At 62.3% G+C, this 15,084-nt stretch carries 15 protein-coding genes and 2 tRNA genes; 11 read left to right on the top strand and 6 right to left on the bottom strand.

Annotation, left to right across the window (positions count from 1 at the left end; all coding sequences use genetic code 11):
* Positions 1-5 precede the first annotated feature (5 nt).
* The 5 genes from AC1DIX_RS17975 to AC1DIX_RS17995 all read left to right on the top strand — a co-directional run bounded on the left by AC1DIX_RS17975 (position 6) and on the right by AC1DIX_RS17995 (position 6,071).
* Positions 6-413: a GlcG/HbpS family heme-binding protein gene (locus tag AC1DIX_RS17975; protein ID WP_477326200.1), complete on the top strand. Its 408-nt coding sequence runs from the start codon at positions 6-8 to the stop codon at positions 411-413.
* A 222-nt stretch (positions 414-635) separates the two neighbouring features.
* A complete protein-coding gene (gene carA / locus AC1DIX_RS17980; protein WP_477326202.1) occupies positions 636-1,811 on the top strand; it encodes a glutamine-hydrolyzing carbamoyl-phosphate synthase small subunit in 1,176 nt (391 codons plus the stop codon).
* Positions 1,812-5,042: a carbamoyl-phosphate synthase large subunit gene (gene carB / locus AC1DIX_RS17985; protein ID WP_477326204.1), complete on the top strand. Its 3,231-nt coding sequence runs from the start codon at positions 1,812-1,814 to the stop codon at positions 5,040-5,042. It begins immediately after the preceding gene.
* A gap of 86 nt (positions 5,043-5,128) precedes the next feature.
* Positions 5,129-5,605, top strand: coding sequence for a transcription elongation factor GreA (greA, locus tag AC1DIX_RS17990; protein ID WP_477326228.1), 477 nt, complete (start codon positions 5,129-5,131; stop codon positions 5,603-5,605).
* 1 nt (position 5,606) lies between these two features.
* Positions 5,607-6,071, top strand: a complete 465-nt coding sequence (locus AC1DIX_RS17995; RefSeq protein ID WP_477326206.1) for a DUF4149 domain-containing protein — start codon at positions 5,607-5,609, stop codon at positions 6,069-6,071.
* 33 nt (positions 6,072-6,104) lie between these two features.
* Here AC1DIX_RS17995 and yhbY read toward each other — a convergent pair whose 3' ends face one another.
* The gene (gene yhbY / locus AC1DIX_RS18000) at positions 6,105-6,572 is read right to left on the bottom strand and encodes a ribosome assembly RNA-binding protein YhbY (protein WP_442123151.1); all 468 of its coding nucleotides are present in this window, start codon (positions 6,570-6,572) and stop codon (positions 6,105-6,107) included.
* Positions 6,573-6,618: 46 nt separating this feature from the next.
* Here yhbY and AC1DIX_RS18005 point away from each other — a divergent pair, with 46 nt between their 5' ends.
* From AC1DIX_RS18005 to AC1DIX_RS18030, 6 genes are all read left to right on the top strand, one after another.
* Positions 6,619-7,257, top strand: a complete 639-nt coding sequence (locus tag AC1DIX_RS18005; RefSeq protein WP_442123150.1) for an RlmE family RNA methyltransferase — start codon at positions 6,619-6,621, stop codon at positions 7,255-7,257.
* 258 nt (positions 7,258-7,515) lie between these two features.
* Positions 7,516-9,399: an ATP-dependent zinc metalloprotease FtsH gene (gene ftsH, locus AC1DIX_RS18010; protein WP_442123149.1), complete on the top strand. Its 1,884-nt coding sequence runs from the start codon at positions 7,516-7,518 to the stop codon at positions 9,397-9,399.
* 72 nt (positions 9,400-9,471) lie between these two features.
* Positions 9,472-10,311, top strand: coding sequence for a dihydropteroate synthase (gene folP, locus AC1DIX_RS18015; RefSeq protein WP_477326208.1), 840 nt, complete (start codon positions 9,472-9,474; stop codon positions 10,309-10,311).
* A gap of 27 nt (positions 10,312-10,338) precedes the next feature.
* A complete protein-coding gene (glmM, locus tag AC1DIX_RS18020; RefSeq protein ID WP_477326210.1) occupies positions 10,339-11,679 on the top strand; it encodes a phosphoglucosamine mutase in 1,341 nt (446 codons plus the stop codon).
* 82 nt (positions 11,680-11,761) lie between these two features.
* A tRNA-Pro gene (locus tag AC1DIX_RS18025) sits at positions 11,762-11,838 on the top strand.
* A 69-nt stretch (positions 11,839-11,907) separates the two neighbouring features.
* A tRNA-Arg gene (locus AC1DIX_RS18030) sits at positions 11,908-11,984 on the top strand.
* An 80-nt stretch (positions 11,985-12,064) separates the two neighbouring features.
* Here AC1DIX_RS18030 and AC1DIX_RS18035 read toward each other — a convergent pair.
* The 5 genes from AC1DIX_RS18035 to AC1DIX_RS18055 all read right to left on the bottom strand — a co-directional run.
* Entirely contained in the window at positions 12,065-12,694 is a 630-nt protein-coding gene (locus AC1DIX_RS18035) for a hypothetical protein (protein ID WP_477326212.1), read from the bottom strand.
* On the bottom strand, positions 12,691-13,770 hold the full coding sequence (locus AC1DIX_RS18040) for a tyrosine-type recombinase/integrase (protein ID WP_477326214.1): 1,080 nt from the start codon (positions 13,768-13,770) through the stop codon (positions 12,691-12,693). The genes AC1DIX_RS18035 and AC1DIX_RS18040 overlap by 4 nt, the downstream gene beginning before the upstream one ends.
* Positions 13,763-13,990, bottom strand: a complete 228-nt coding sequence (locus AC1DIX_RS18045; RefSeq protein WP_477326216.1) for a DUF4224 domain-containing protein — start codon at positions 13,988-13,990, stop codon at positions 13,763-13,765. The genes AC1DIX_RS18040 and AC1DIX_RS18045 overlap by 8 nt, the downstream gene beginning before the upstream one ends.
* An 11-nt stretch (positions 13,991-14,001) precedes the next feature.
* Complete coding sequence (locus AC1DIX_RS18050; RefSeq protein WP_477326218.1) at positions 14,002-14,856, bottom strand: DNA translocase FtsK; 855 nt, start codon at positions 14,854-14,856, stop codon at positions 14,002-14,004.
* 11 nt (positions 14,857-14,867) lie between these two features.
* The coding region (locus AC1DIX_RS18055; RefSeq protein ID WP_477326220.1) for a hypothetical protein at positions 14,868-15,084 on the bottom strand (217 nt) is incomplete at its 5' end.

Consider the following 15,084-nt stretch of genomic DNA (forward strand, 5'->3'; position numbering starts at 1 on the left):
ACACGATGCAAACCAAGCCAGTTCTGACCCTCGAAGACGCCAAGAAGATCGCCGCCGCCGCCGAGCAGGAAGCCGTCACCAATAAATGGAACGTCGTGATCTCGATCGTCGACGACGGCGGCCACCTGCTGTGGCTGCAGCGCATGGACGGTACCGCCCCGATCTCGTCCTACATCGCGCCGCAGAAGGCCAAGACCGCCGCCCTCGGCTGCCGCGAATCGAAGATCTATGAAGACATGATCAACAACGGCCGCGTGTCCTTCCTGAGCGCACCGGAACTGCAGGGCATGCTGGAAGGCGGCGTGCCCATCGTGGTCGACGGCCGCACCGTCGGCGCGGTCGGCGTCTCGGGCGTGAAATCGACCGAGGATGCGCAGATCGCCAAGGCCGGCATCGCCGCCCTGGGTCTGTAATTTCCTAAGGGGAACGGCAGGCGGGTGCAGGGATGGACGATTGCCGGATAGGCGGATTCGCGCTATAATTCGGAAGTTTATCCATCACTCACCTGCCGTAGCGCATACCCACTTACATCATCATTCTGTAGACCTCGCGCCCACGGTAGACCTATCGTCGCGGCGTACCCGAAGGTCAGTCTGACGTGGCGCAGCTACGGCAACCTTCTTGGAGAGTTGCCCTTGCCGCCATTTTTTTCTGGCCCAGCCGTTCCAGCCATCCTGGCCCTCGCAGACGGAACCATTTTCAAAGGATATTCGATCGGAGCCATCGGTCACACGACCGGTGAAGTGGTGTTCAACACCGCGATCACGGGCTACCAGGAGATCCTTACCGACCCCAGCTATTCGCGTCAGATCGTCACCCTGACGTACCCGCACATCGGCAACCAGGGCGTGAACCCGGCCGACGTGGAGGCCTCGAAAGTGCACGCCGCCGGCCTCATCATCCGCGACCTGCCGCTGCTGGCGTCGAACTTCCGCTCGACCCAATCGCTGGCGGACTACCTGAAGCAGGAAAACGTGGTCGCCATCGCCGGCATCGACACGCGCAAGCTGACCCGCATCCTGCGCGAGAAGGGGGCCCAGAACGGCGCCATCCTGACCGCCCAGCAGGGCGTGGAACCGTCGGAAGCCCAGGCGCTCGAACTGGCGCGTTCCTTCCCGGGCCTGAACGGCATGGACCTGGCCAAGGTCGTGTCGGTCAAGGAGCCGTATGAATTCACCGAGACCGAGTGGAAGCTGGGCCAGGGCTTCGGCAAGCAGGACAAGCCGCAATTCCACGTGGTCGCCTTCGACTACGGCGTCAAGCGCAACATCCTGCGCATGCTGGCCGAACGCGGCTGCCGCGTCACCGTGCTGCCGGCGCAAGCCACCGCCGCGGAAGCGCTGGCGCTGAACCCGGACGGCATCTTCCTGGCCAACGGCCCCGGCGACCCGGCCGCCTGCGACTACGCGATCGAGGCGGCCAAGCAGGTGATCGATTCCGGCATCCCGACATTCGGCATCTGCCTCGGCCACCAGATCATGGCGCTGGCCTCGGGCGCCAAGACCGTCAAGATGAAGTTCGGCCACCACGGCGCCAACCATCCGGTGCAGGACCTCGATTCGAAGAAGGTCCTGATCACCTCGCAGAACCATGGCTTCGCGGTGGACTCCACCACGCTGCCGGCCAACTGCCGCGTGACCCACGTCTCGCTGTTCGACGGCTCGCTGCAGGGCTTCGAGCGCACCGACAAGCCGGCCTTCTGCTTCCAGGGCCACCCGGAAGCCTCGCCCGGCCCGACCGATGTTTCGTATCTGTTCGACCGTTTCATCAGCCTCATGCAAGCTCAAGCTCAAGTTCAGGAGAAGAAGTAAATGCCAAAGCGTTCCGACATTAAATCTATCCTGATCATTGGCGCCGGTCCGATCGTGATCGGCCAGGCGGTGGAGTTCGATTACTCCGGCGCCCAGGCCTGCAAGGCCCTGCGCGAAGAAGGCTACAAGGTCATCCTGGTCAACTCGAACCCGGCGACCATCATGACCGACCCGGAAACGGCCGACGTCACCTACATCGAGCCGATCACCTGGAAGGCGGTCGAGCGCATCATCGAGAAGGAACGTCCCGACGCGATCCTGCCGACCATGGGCGGCCAGACCGCGCTGAACTGCGCGCTCGACCTGCACCGCAACGGCGTGCTGGACAAGTACAAGGTCGAGCTGATCGGCGCCTCGCCGGAAGCGATCGACAAGGCCGAGGACCGCGCCAAGTTCAAGGATGCGATGACCAAGATCGGCCTGGGCTCCGCACGTTCCTACATCGCCCACTCGATGGACGAATCGCGCGCCGCGCAGCGCGAGCTGGGCTTCCCGGTCATCATCCGTCCGTCCTTCACCATGGGCGGTTCGGGCGGCGGCATCGCCTACAACGAAGAAGAATTCGAAGCGATCTGCAAGCGCGGCCTGGAAGCCTCGCCGACCAGCGAGCTGCTGATCGAGGAATCGCTGCTGGGCTGGAAAGAGTACGAGATGGAAGTCGTGCGCGACAAGGCCGACAACTGCATCATCGTGTGCTCGATCGAGAACCTGGATCCGATGGGCGTGCACACCGGCGACTCGATCACCGTCGCGCCGGCGCAGACGCTGACCGACAAGGAATACCAGATCATGCGCAACGCGTCGATCAACGTGCTGCGCGAGATCGGCGTCGACACCGGCGGCTCGAACGTGCAGTTCTCGATCAACCCGGCCGACGGCCGCATGATCGTGATCGAGATGAACCCGCGCGTGTCGCGTTCGTCGGCATTGGCGTCGAAAGCGACCGGCTTCCCCATTGCAAAAATTGCGGCGAAGCTCGCGGTTGGTTTCACGCTCGACGAACTGCGCAACGAMATCACCGGCGGCSYGACCCCGGCCTCGTTCGAGCCTTCGATCGACTACGTGGTCACCAAGATCCCGCGCTTCACCTTCGAGAAATTCCCGGCAGCGGACAAGCACCTGACCACCCAGATGAAATCGGTCGGCGAAGTCATGGCGATCGGCCGCACCTTCCAGGAATCCTTCCAGAAGGCCCTGCGCGGACTGGAAGTCGGCGTCGACGGCCTGAACGAAAAGACCCGTGACCGCGAGAAGATCGAGGAAGAACTGGGCGAGCCGGGTCCGGAACGCATCTGGTACGTGGGCGACGCCTTCGCCCAGGGCTTCACCCTGGAAGAAGTGCATGCGCTGACCAAGATCGATCCGTGGTTCCTCATCCAGATCAAGGAAATCGTCGACATCGAGCTGTGGCTGGATCACCAGACGCTGGAAAGCCTGGACAAGCCGACCCTGTACAAGCTGAAGCAGAAAGGCTTCTCGGACCGCCGCCTGGCCTTCCTGATGCAGACCACGCCGCAAGCCGTGCGCGAGCGCCGTCACGCGCTGGGCATTCGTCCGGTCTACAAGCGCGTCGACACCTGCGCCGGCGAGTTCGCGACCAACACCGCCTACATGTACTCGACCTATGACGAAGAGTGCGAGTCGAACCCGACCGACAAGAAGAAGATCATGGTGCTGGGCGGCGGCCCGAACCGGATCGGCCAGGGCATCGAGTTCGACTACTGCTGCGTGCACGCGGCGCTCGCCATGCGCGAAGACGGCTACGAGACCATCATGGTCAACTGCAATCCGGAGACCGTGTCGACCGACTACGATACCTCGGACCGCCTGTACTTCGAATCGCTGACCCTGGAAGACGTGCTGGAAATCGTCGACCTCGAGAAGCCGGAAGGCGTGATCGTCCAGTACGGCGGCCAGACCCCGCTGAAGCTGGCGCTGGACCTCGAAGCCAACGGCGTGCCCATCATCGGCACCTCGCCGGACATGATCGACGCCGCCGAGGACCGCGAGCGCTTCCAGCAGCTGCTGCAGAAGCTGGGCCTGCGCCAGCCGCCGAACCGCACCGCGCGCACCGAGGAAGAGGCGCTGAAGCTGGCCACCGAGATCGGTTACCCGCTGGTGGTGCGCCCGTCCTACGTGCTGGGCGGCCGCGCGATGGAGATCGTCCACGAGCAGCGCGACCTCGAGCGCTACATGCGCGAGGCCGTCAAGGTGTCGAACGATTCGCCGGTGCTGCTGGACCGATTCCTGAACGACGCGATCGAAGTGGATGTGGATTGCATCTCGGACGGCGAGACCACCTTCATCGGCGGCGTGATGGAACACATCGAACAGGCCGGCGTGCACTCGGGCGACTCSGCCTGCTCGCTGCCGCCGTACTCGCTGTCGCAGGAGACCATCGATGAGCTGAAGCGCCAGACCTCGCTGATGGCCAAGGCCCTGAACGTGGTCGGCCTGATGAACGTGCAGTTCGCGATCCAGCGCGCCGAAGTGGACGGCAAGGTCCAGGACACCGTGTATGTGCTGGAAGTGAACCCGCGCGCTTCGCGTACCGTGCCTTTCGTCTCGAAGGCGACCGGCCTGCAGCTGGCCAAGATCGCSGCGCGCTGCATGGYGGGCMAGACCCTGGCCCAGCAGGGCGTGACGAAAGAGGTCGTCCCGCCGTTCTACAGCGTCAAGGAAGCCGTGTTCCCGTTCGTGAAATTCCCGGGCGTGGACACCATCCTCGGCCCGGAAATGAAGTCGACCGGCGAAGTGATGGGCGTGGGCATGACCTTTGGCGAAGCCTTCGTGAAGTCGCAGCTGGCGGCCAGCGTCAACCTGCCGACCTCGGGCCGCGTGTTCCTGTCGGTGAAGGGTTCCGACAAGCCGCGCACCGTGGCCGTGGCGCGCGACCTGGTGGCGCTGGGCTTCTCGCTGGTGGCCACCAAGGGCACCGCGGCGGTCATCTCCGCCGCCGGCATCCCGGTCACCGCGGTCAACAAGGTGCTGGAAGGACGTCCGCACATCGTCGACATGATCAAGAATCACGAGATTGCGATGGTGGTGAACACGGTCGAGGAAAAGCGCAGCGCGATCAACGATTCGCGCACCATCCGTACCTCGGCACTGCAGGCGCGTGTCGTGACCTACACGACCATCGCCGGCGCCGAAGCGGCGGTGCAGGGCATGAGTCACCTCGACGAGTTGCGGGTCTATGATTTACAAGGCCTGCATAAAACCTTAAACTAAGCATCAAGAGCAGTACCGATAACCACAGAGTTCGCGCGGCTGGCGCCGTGTGACTCTGTGGTTTTACTTTTGTCTTTCGACGGATAATCATGAATACTCCATTGACCAAACACGGCGCCGAACTCCTGAAGGAGGAGCTGCACCAGCTCAAGACCAAGGAGCGCCGCAATGTGATCGATGCGATCGCCGAGGCGCGTTCGCATGGTGACCTGTCCGAAAACGCCGAATACGATGCCGCCAAGGAGCGCCAGGCCTTCGTCGAGGGCCGCATCGCGGAACTGGAGGCGAAGCTGTCCACGGCCCAGATCATCGACCCGGCCACCCTCGACGCCGAAGGCCGCGTGGTGTTCGCCTCGACCGTCGACCTCGAAGACCTCGAGGAAGGCCAGAAAGTGACCTACCAGATCGTCGGCATCGATGAAGCCGACCTCAAGCTGAGCAAGGTGTCGGTGACCTCGCCGATCGCGCGCGCCCTGATCGGCAAGTACGCCGGCGACGTGGTCGAAGTGCAGGCCCCGTCCGGTCCGCGCGAATACGAGATCCTCGAAGTCCGCTACGTCTGACGTGAAAGCCGCCGCCGCAGACGCGCAGGTCGCCAACGCCCGGCTGTTGCTCGCCGCCCTGTGGGCCGGCAGCGTGTGGGGCGTCAGCTATCTGGCCGCGCCGAGCGCCTTCGCGGTGCTGGACAGCACGCAGGCGGGCTCGGTGGTGGGCATGATGCTGACGCGCGAGGCCTGGCTCTCGATCGTGCTGGCGCTGCTGCTGGCCGTGCTGGCCTGGCGCTCCGCCGACCTCGATGCGAAGCGGCGCCGCTGGCTGTTCTGGTGCATCGGCGGGATGCTGGCCTGCAGCCTGGTCGTCTATCTCGGGCTGCAGCCGGCGATGGCGGCGATCCGCGAGTCGGCCGGCCCGGCCGGGGTGAGGGCGTCGCCGCAGTGGGGTACGTTCGCGGCGCTGCATGGGGTGTCCCAGTTGTGCTACCTGGTCGAGAGCGTGCTGGGTGCCGTGCTGGTCGTGAAATCGAGGTAGGGTGTAAAAAAACCGGGACTGGCCCGGTTTGTATTACTTCAGTGCGGTTTTCTTGGTGCTGGCCTGGCGCGGCTTGACGCGCTTGATGTTGCCGCCCTGGGTCACGCGCTCGTTACCCTTGAGCAGGACCTTGGTGACGCTCGGCTTCTTGGTGCCGCTCGGGCTCGGCTTGACGATGGTGACTTCGCGCATGCCCTTGCCGGCCTTGGTCGAGCGTTCCTTGACCGCTTCCTTCTTCGGACGATACAGGACCAGCAGCTTGCCGATATGCTGCACGGGCGCCGCGTCCAGTTCTTCGCTGATCCGTTCGTAGATGGCGACGCGTTCCTCGCGGTCGTCGCCGAACACACGTACCTTGATCAGGCCGTGTGCGTCCAGGCTGGACGAGATTTCTTTCATGACGGCCTCGGTCAGGCCGGCTTCGCCGATCATGACGACGGGATTGAGCCCGTGGGCTTCAGCACGAAGGGCTGAGCGCTCGGCCGGTGTAAGTTTGATCATAATGGTTCTTTTTTGATGTACCTGATAAAAGCAGTATTTTACGCCAATGGCCAAGAACAAATTCAATAAAAACTGGATACACGACCACATTAACGACCCGTATGTCAAATTGGCACAGAAAGAGGGTTACCGTGCGCGTGCAGCCTACAAGCTGAAAGAGATCGACGAGGCCGAAAAGCTGATCAAGCCCGGCCAGGTGATCGTCGACCTCGGCTGCACGCCCGGCAGCTGGGGCCAGTACACGCGGCGCAAGCTGGCCGGCGGCGAGGACGGCGGCATCAAGGGCACCATGATCGGCCTGGACATGCTGCCGATGGAGCCGATCGCCGACATGCACTTCATCCAGGGCGACTTCCGCGAGGAAGAGGTGCTCGACCAGCTGGCCGGGGTGCTGGAAGGCCGCCAGGTCGACCTGGTGCTGTCCGACATGGCGCCGAACCTGTCCGGGATTCCGTCGGCGGATGCGGCGCGTATGGAGCATTTGATCGAAATCGCTATTGAGTTTTCTCAAGCGCACCTCAAGCCGTCCGGCGCATTGTTAGTAAAATGTTTTAAGGACATGGGGTTCACGCAAATCCTCGAGCTCTTCCGCAAGGAATTCAAGGTGGTCAAACAGATCAAGCCAAAGGCCAGCCGCGATAAATCCTCGGAAATCTTCCTGCTGGGGCGCGGTCTCAAGAATTAATTCCCGATTTCACCCTTGATTTCCGGGATTGACACCGCACATCAGCCACGGATGGTGAGCTTGGTGAAGCCGCTGACGCCATCATGACGGGCAGAGATATGCTTATTCGTGCGCGTCGGAAATAAAAAACCGTTATAGTGACGGGATAAAGCTTCAAAGCGGGCTTCACGGGCGGGCGTGCGTGGCACCGCCCGCTTATTGCGGTAAAATCCGCGTTTGAAACATGGGAAAAGATGCGTCCGCATCAGAGGAGTTTTCGTGAATAATATGTTTTCCAAATCCGCCATCTGGGTGGTGGTCGCGCTGCTGTTGTTCATGCTGTTCAAGCAGTTCGACAACCACAGCGTCGCGGGCGGCAGCAAGACGATCGCTTATTCCGAGCTGCTCGATGACGTGAAGGCGAAAAAGATCAAGGATGTCACGATCGAGGGATCGAGCATCACCGCCACCCGCCAGGACGACACCAAGGTCCGCACCACCGCGACCATGCTGGACCGCGGCCTGATCGGYGACCTGCGCGACAACAACGTGCACTTCGACGTCAAACCGCCGGAAGAGCCGTCTTTCCTGCAACAAGTCTTCATTTCCTGGTTCCCGATGCTGTTGCTGATCGGCGTCTGGGTCTTCTTCATGCGCCAGATGCAGGGCGGCGGCAAGGGCGGGGCTTTCTCGTTCGGCAAGTCGAAGGCGCGCATGATGGATGAAACGAACAACACCGTCACCTTCGCCGACGTCGCCGGCTGCGACGAAGCCAAGGAAGAAGTCGCCGAGATCGTCGACTTCCTGAAGGACCCGACCAAGTTCCAGAAACTGGGCGGCCGCATCCCGCGCGGCGTGCTGATGGTCGGCCCCCCGGGTACCGGCAAGACCCTGCTGGCGCGCGCCATCGCCGGCGAAGCGAAAGTGCCGTTCTTCTCGATCTCGGGTTCCGACTTCGTCGAGATGTTCGTCGGCGTCGGTGCGAGCCGCGTCCGCGACATGTTCGAGAACGCCAAGAAGCACTCGCCCTGCATCATCTTCATCGACGAGATCGACGCCGTCGGCCGCCATCGCGGCGCCGGCATGGGCGGCGGTAACGACGAACGCGAACAGACCCTGAACCAGCTCCTGGTCGAGATGGACGGCTTTGAAGCCTCCTCGGGCGTGATCGTGATCGCCGCGACCAACCGCGCCGACGTGCTGGACAAGGCGCTGCTGCGTCCGGGCCGTTTCGACCGCCAGGTGATGGTGGGCCTGCCGGACATCCGCGGCCGCGAGCAGATCCTGAACGTTCACATGCGTAAAGTGCCGATCGGCACCGACGTGAAGGCCGACATCCTGGCCCGCGGCACCCCGGGCTTCTCCGGCGCCGACCTGGCCAACCTGGTCAACGAAGCTGCCCTGTTCGCCGCGCGCCGCAGCAAGCGCCTGGTCGAGATGAGCGACTTCGAGGACGCCAAGGACAAGATCTTCATGGGCCCGGAACGCAAGTCCATGGTCATGCGCGAGGAAGAGCGCCGCAACACGGCCTACCACGAGTCCGGCCACGCGGTGATCGCCAAGCTGCTGCCGAAGGCCGATCCGGTGCACAAGGTCACGATCATGCCGCGAGGCTATGCCCTGGGCCTGACCTGGCAGCTGCCGGAACACGACAGCCTGTCCGGTTACAAGGACAAGATGCTGGAAGAAATCTCGATCCTGTTCGGCGGCCGTATCGCCGAGGAGATCTTCGTCGGCCAGATGTCGACCGGCGCCTCGAACGACTTCGCCCGCGCCACCAAGCTGGCCCGCTCGATGGTCACCCGCTTCGGCATGTCGGAAAGCATGGGCGTGATGGTCTACGAAGACGATGCGAACGAAGGCTTCTTCGGCGGCTCGGTCAAGACCATCTCCGAGGCGACCCAGCAGAAGGTGGACGCCGAGATCCGCGCCATCCTGGACTCGCAGTACGCGCTGGCCCGCCGCCTGCTGGAAGAGAACCGCGACAAGGTCGAAATGATGACCAAGGCCCTGCTCGAGTGGGAAACCATCGACGCCGAGCAGATCAACGACATCATGGCCGGCCGCGAGCCGACCCCGCCGAAGTCGGTCCAGCTGACCAAGCGTCCGTCGAGCGGCGGCGATTCCGGCGGCGTGGCGACCAACGCCCCGGCACCGGCCTGAGCGCCAGCCGATCTCTCATAAAAGGCACCCTGCGGGGTGTCTTTTTTTCTGTTCACGATTATCTTTTTCATCATGCGTCAGTATCTGCAATGTGGCCGTTTCGGCTTCGATCTCGCCCAGCGCCCGCTGGTGATGGGCATCCTCAACGTCACCCCCGATTCCTTCTCCGACGGCGGCCGCTACCAGTCTCTCGAATTCGCCATGGAGCGGGCCGAGCAGATGATCAAGGACGGCGTCGACATCATCGACATCGGCGGCGAATCGACCCGTCCCGGCTCGCCCAGCGTGCCGGTGCAGGAAGAACTGGCGCGCGTGATGCCGGCCATCTTCGCGCTGCGCGAGCTCGGCTATGCGCTGTCGATCGACACCTGCAAGCCGGAAGTGATGCGCGAAGCCATCATCGCCGGCGCCGACATGATCAACGACATCAATGCCTTCAGGGCGCCGGGCGCGATCGAAGCGGTGGCGGACAGCGATTGCGGTTTATGCATCATGCATATGCAGGGCACGCCCCAGGACATGCAGGCCCAGCCGGTTTACCATGATGTGGTAGCGGAGGTGATCGCCTTCCTGCGCGAGCGCGTCGAGGCCCTGGAGGCCGCAGGTGTTGCGCGGGAGCGCGTCACGATTGATCCCGGATTTGGCTTTGGGAAGACTGTCGAGCATAATGTCGCCTTGCTTCGTAGTATCAAGCGCATGGAGCACGAACTGGGCCTTCCTGTATTGGCCGGCCTGTCGCGCAAGTCGATGATCGGTGCGCTGACCGGGCGCCCCGTCGAGCAGCGCCTGGCAGGCAGCCTCGGTGGTGCGTTGGCTGCGGTAGCACAGGGCGCCCGCATCGTGCGGGTCCATGATGTGGCAGAGACGGTGGATGCGATCAGGGTGTGGAACGCCACCTTCGCCGACCACTGAACCGCCAACCGAATAGAAGAGAATAATATGGCACGTAAATATTTTGGTACCGACGGTGTACGCGGCCTGGTGGGCGTCGCGCCCATCACCCCCGATTTCGTGATGCGGCTCGGCTATGCCGCGGGCAAGGTGCTGGCCAAGGGCAGCACCGGCGCCGGCGGACGTCCGACCGTGCTGATCGGCAAGGACACCCGCATTTCCGGTTATCTGCTGGAAGCCGCGCTGGAAGCGGGCTTCTCGGCTGCCGGCGTCGACGTGATGCTGGCCGGCCCGATGCCGACCCCGGCGATCGCCTACCTGACCCGCGCACTGCGCCTGCAGGCCGGTGTCGTGATCTCGGCCTCGCACAACCCCTTCCAGGACAACGGCATCAAGTTCTTCTCCGAGCACGGCACCAAGCTGCCGGACGCCGTCGAACTCGAGATCGAGGAAGCGATCGACCAGCCGATGGGCTGCGTTTCGTCCGAGAAGCTCGGCCGCGCGACCCGCCTGCGCGACGCCCAGGGTCGTTACATCGAATTCTGCAAGGGCAGCTTCCCGAGCGAGCTGGACCTGCGCGGCCTGAAGATCGTGGTCGACTGCGCCCACGGCGCCGCCTACGCCATCGCCCCCCACGTCTTCCACGAACTGGGCGCCGAGGTGATCGAGCTGGGCACCAAGCCGGACGGCTTCAACATCAATGACGGCGTCGGCGCCACCGCGCCCAAGGCGATGGCCCGGGCCGTCGTCGAGCACAAGGCCGACCTCGGCATCGCGCTGGACGGCGATGCCGACCGCCTGATCATGTGCGACGCCAACGGCCGCCTGTACAACGGCGACGAGCTGCTGTACGTGATGGTGCGCGCGCGCATGGCGACCGGCAAGGTCGAGGGCGCGGTCGGCACCCTGATGACGAATATGGCGCTCGAAGTCGCCTTCAAGGAAATGGGCGTGGGCTTCGCGCGCGCCAAGGTCGGCGACCGCTACGTGCTGGAAATGATGAAGGAGAAGGGCTGGCTGTTCGGCGGCGAAGGCTCCGGCCACCTGCTGGCCCTGGACAAGCACTCGACCGGCGACGGCATCGTCTCGGCACTGCAGGTGCTGTCGGCGCTCAAGCGCGGCAACCAGAGCCTGGCCGATTGCTGCAAGGAGCTGGTGCTGTTCCCGCAGACCCTGATCAATGTGCGCGTGCAGCCGGGCTTCGACTGGACCAAGCACAATGCGATCGTCGGCGAGAAGGAAGCCGTCGAGCGCGAACTCGGCGACCGCGGCCGTGTGCTGATCCGTCCGTCCGGTACCGAACCCCTGGTGCGCGTGATGGTCGAGGCCAAGAGCGCCGAACTGGCCGAGAGCATGGCCAAGCGCATCGCCGCGCGTTTCGAAGTCTAAGCCTGAAGGAAAGTTTTGCCTGCATGCAGGCAAAGCCTCTTACATTGACGCCTCCGGGCCGGCGGGGTATGATCGTCCCCATCGGAGTGTAGCGCAGCCCGGTAGCGCACCTGCTTTGGGAGCAGGGGGTCCAAGGTTCGAATCCTTGTACTCCGACCACCGTTTCGAATGCGGGCTGTCCTCGACGGCCCGTTTTCATTTCCTCTGGACAGTTAAGCTGTCCGTCATCTGCCCATAGCTCAGTTGGATAGAGCATCAGCCTTCTAAGCTGAGGGTCGCTGGTTCGAACCCAGCTGGGCAGGCCAAGATTTTCAATATATTCATGGGCTTACGAGCATCGGCAATTGCCTAAATATTCGGCATTGCGCTATGTGTGTTGATTGCGCTATTCAATCTTAGATTTCGATGCTATTCCGACAGCAATCTTCCGTAAGATTTCTTCCCCAAAGTCACTGAGAGCAATATTGACGGCAACTGCGACAAGGCGGCAGTTTGCCAGGCTATAGCCTTCTAGCGAGTCGATACGATCTAGGCTTGGAGCCCAAGGGCGCTTTCCTCTAAGCGATCTACTACTAAAGTCCCAAGCGATCCCGGACAGCTCGCACCGTCCTTGTGCGCGCATGGCAAGCATGACCATGTCGGCTGGGATTAGATCAAAACCATAGCCGCGCAAAGCGGCTCCTGTGCGCGAGCTGGTATAAATGCCTTGCAAGAAGCCAATCGGGATGCCGCATGAATCGTCATAATGATGCAACTGCGCCCAGCGGTTCTTGCTTACGACCTTAGCACTCACGTCATTGCGGAGCTTGCATATTTCAATGGGGTCTGGCTTGTCGACCATAGACTGATAGGTCGCTTCTGCCTCCTCGAGTGTGCGCCCGAGTTTGACTTGCTGCTTTCCTCCCCATAAATGCTGCTGTTCCTTCGGGATTTGGTAATAGATGGCGCCGCGGCTGCGCCGCCAACGATTAGGCAAACCGTCATTTTCCGGATTTCTTGGGCGTGGCATGTTCAAGCCTTCTTCTCAAATTTGATCGTTCCAGGCTTTACTCGCTCCGGCCGGCGGCGATAGACGCGCTGTGTGAGCTGGCTGTCGGCGTGTGCGAGTAGGGCGCGCGCATGTTCCAAGCTCTCGGCATCGCTCGCACACTTGGCGCGTAAGTCATGCTCGGTGAACCTGTCCTTGACCTTGGTCTCTGCCAGGATGCGCTCCATGAAGCGCTGCCACATCGAGTCCCAGCCACTCGCCGTTCCCTTTTCCTCGTCAATGTAACCTTCACCCTTCCGGGTGCAGAACAGCCAGGGTGAGATATCGACGGGGCGTACTGCCTTGGCCGCGGCGATCGCCTCGCGCAACTCTGGCGACCACTCGATGATGAGCCGCTTGCCGCTACTACCCTGTGTCTTGCTCGGAGTAACGTGAATCCCGTCTTCGTCGTCTAGGCTGGCGCACTTCAGGCGCAGCAGGTCTCCGCGACGCAAGCCGGTCAGCAGCTTGATCCGGATGTATGCCTGCAGGACGAGCACGCTGCCCTTCTTCCGTTTGCTGTCGAGTGACAGAACCTCGATCAGCTCCCAGTCCTCGACGTAGCGATCTCGCGGCTTTTCTCCGTCCAGGCGGACTTCACCCTTAAACGGGTGGCGGTCGATATACCCCCACTTAACCGCCATCGTGAATGCATGCGACAGGACGTCGATCGCCCGATTAGCCGCCACCGGCGTTGCCTTCCTCTTGTCGGCGTACTGGTAGACATGTTGCGGCCGGATCCAGGTAAGCGGCGCTGCGCCGAATACGGCCCGGAGGTTCCGGATCGCCCGCTGGTTCTCCACTTGAGTCCGAGCGCCCTTGGTCGGCACGACCTCAAGTGCGTAGCGGTCGAGCAGGGCGCCGATTGTCTTGGCCTGGTCGACTGACTCCAGGCGCTTCGCCCACTCCTTGTACGCATCAGGCAAGGTGGCGCCGAGGCGGAACTTCTTCTTTCCGTCCCAGCGATCTTCAAGCCCCGGAGGCACCTGGTAATAGACGGCGCCATGCTCCATCTTCCAGCGCGCCGGCAACCCGACGTTCTCCTTGTTGCGCTTCCTAGGCATTCAGCCCACTCCAGTTCGGTTGAAAGTCCTTAGCCTTCGGCTTACGCACTTCACTTGCGCCGAATTCCCTTTCTACGTGAGAACGGAGCACGGCAAGGGAGCCATCAGCGCGTTGCTTGAATGCTATTCCCATTGATCGTAGCATCTTGGCCTGGGCCGCCCGCTGAACCCGGTGCGTCATGCTCTTAAGCTCGTCGTCGTCCAGAAACATTTCATCCATTTCACTTCCTTTTAATCTATTGCCAAGGACGGAGCTGCGGCGAGCACGGTCCTGTGTCCGTTTGCATCGCATGCCGAGACAACGCCTTCCTTCTCCATCGCCTCAAACAGCCGCGCAGTGCGGTTGTAGCCGAGCACCAGAGTCCGCTGCACCAGTGACAGCGATGCACGATTGTGGGCGCGGACAACCTGCACGGCCTTTTCGTAGAGCGGATCGCGTTCTGGCTCGCCCTCGGCTGCGCTCTCCCGCTGGTCGGGCTGTGCGCCACACGTCAGCCGCATATAGTTATCAGCCTGCACCTTAATCGTTTCCGCGACGCCAGCGGCTTCCTGCGCGTGCCAGTCGATTAGTTCCTTAATCGTCTTGGCGGGATCAGCCGCGTTATAGCAACTCTCGACGCGCATGCACTCTGCCAAAACTGCGTCATGCCACGGATCGGCGGGCTGTGCGCTGGCTGGCGCGGCCGTAGGGGTACCGTAATCAGTTACGGTACCATTCCACTGCGGCGGGACGTTCAGCCCGTTGTCGAGCGCCCACTGCGCCATTTCGGCGGTATGCGCGGCCTGACGCTGTGCGCGATCAACTGCGATAGCGGCGCGGGCGTAGTCCTGCATCTGCTCATTCGTATAGCTGACTACGATGTACCCATTATCATTTTCACAGGTAGGCTCCGGCAGCGGCGGCAGCTCTCCAGCACCGGCAGCGGCAGCAGGGGTGCGGCGGGCGGCTTTCCAGATCTCGAAGCCGAAGATCTCGGGGTGCAAACTGCCCTCTTCATGGAGGTGGTCCTGCCACCACGCCCTGAAGGCACTGTATTCTTCGCGCTCGGCTTTAATGCTCGCGCCTTGGTTCTGGTTATTGGTCATGGGATTATCCTTTAGAGACTGATTGAGCTGATGGTTTCGCCGTCGAGCACGAGCTTTACCGTGTGGCTGGTGCTGTACAGGCTTCCGCTGCCGTCCATGTCGCCGGTGTAGTGGCTTTCGCTTTCCACTTCGAGGCCCAGGTTTTTACGCAGGAATTCGATAACCTGCTGCATATCGACAGGTCGGATTTCTCGTGTGGTGTTCATTTGCCGCCCTCCTGCTGGGTGG

This window comes from Massilia sp. 05N420 (genome assembly GCF_056397205.1).

Coding starts and splice junctions, on each gene's coding strand:
- AC1DIX_RS18045 (WP_477326216.1), bottom strand. CDS start 13,990: ATGGATGAAATGTTTCTGGACGACGACGAGCTTAAGAGCATGACGCAC.
- AC1DIX_RS18050 (WP_477326218.1), bottom strand. CDS start 14,856: ATGACCAATAACCAGAACCAAGGCGCGAGCATTAAAGCCGAGCGCGAA.
- yhbY (WP_442123151.1), bottom strand. CDS start 6,572: ATGATCAAACTTACACCGGCCGAGCGCTCAGCCCTTCGTGCTGAAGCC.
- folP (WP_477326208.1), top strand. CDS start 9,472: ATGCGTCAGTATCTGCAATGTGGCCGTTTCGGCTTCGATCTCGCCCAG.
- AC1DIX_RS17975 (WP_477326200.1), top strand. CDS start 6: ATGCAAACCAAGCCAGTTCTGACCCTCGAAGACGCCAAGAAGATCGCC.
- AC1DIX_RS18005 (WP_442123150.1), top strand. CDS start 6,619: ATGGCCAAGAACAAATTCAATAAAAACTGGATACACGACCACATTAAC.
- glmM (WP_477326210.1), top strand. CDS start 10,339: ATGGCACGTAAATATTTTGGTACCGACGGTGTACGCGGCCTGGTGGGC.
- AC1DIX_RS18040 (WP_477326214.1), bottom strand. CDS start 13,770: ATGCCTAGGAAGCGCAACAAGGAGAACGTCGGGTTGCCGGCGCGCTGG.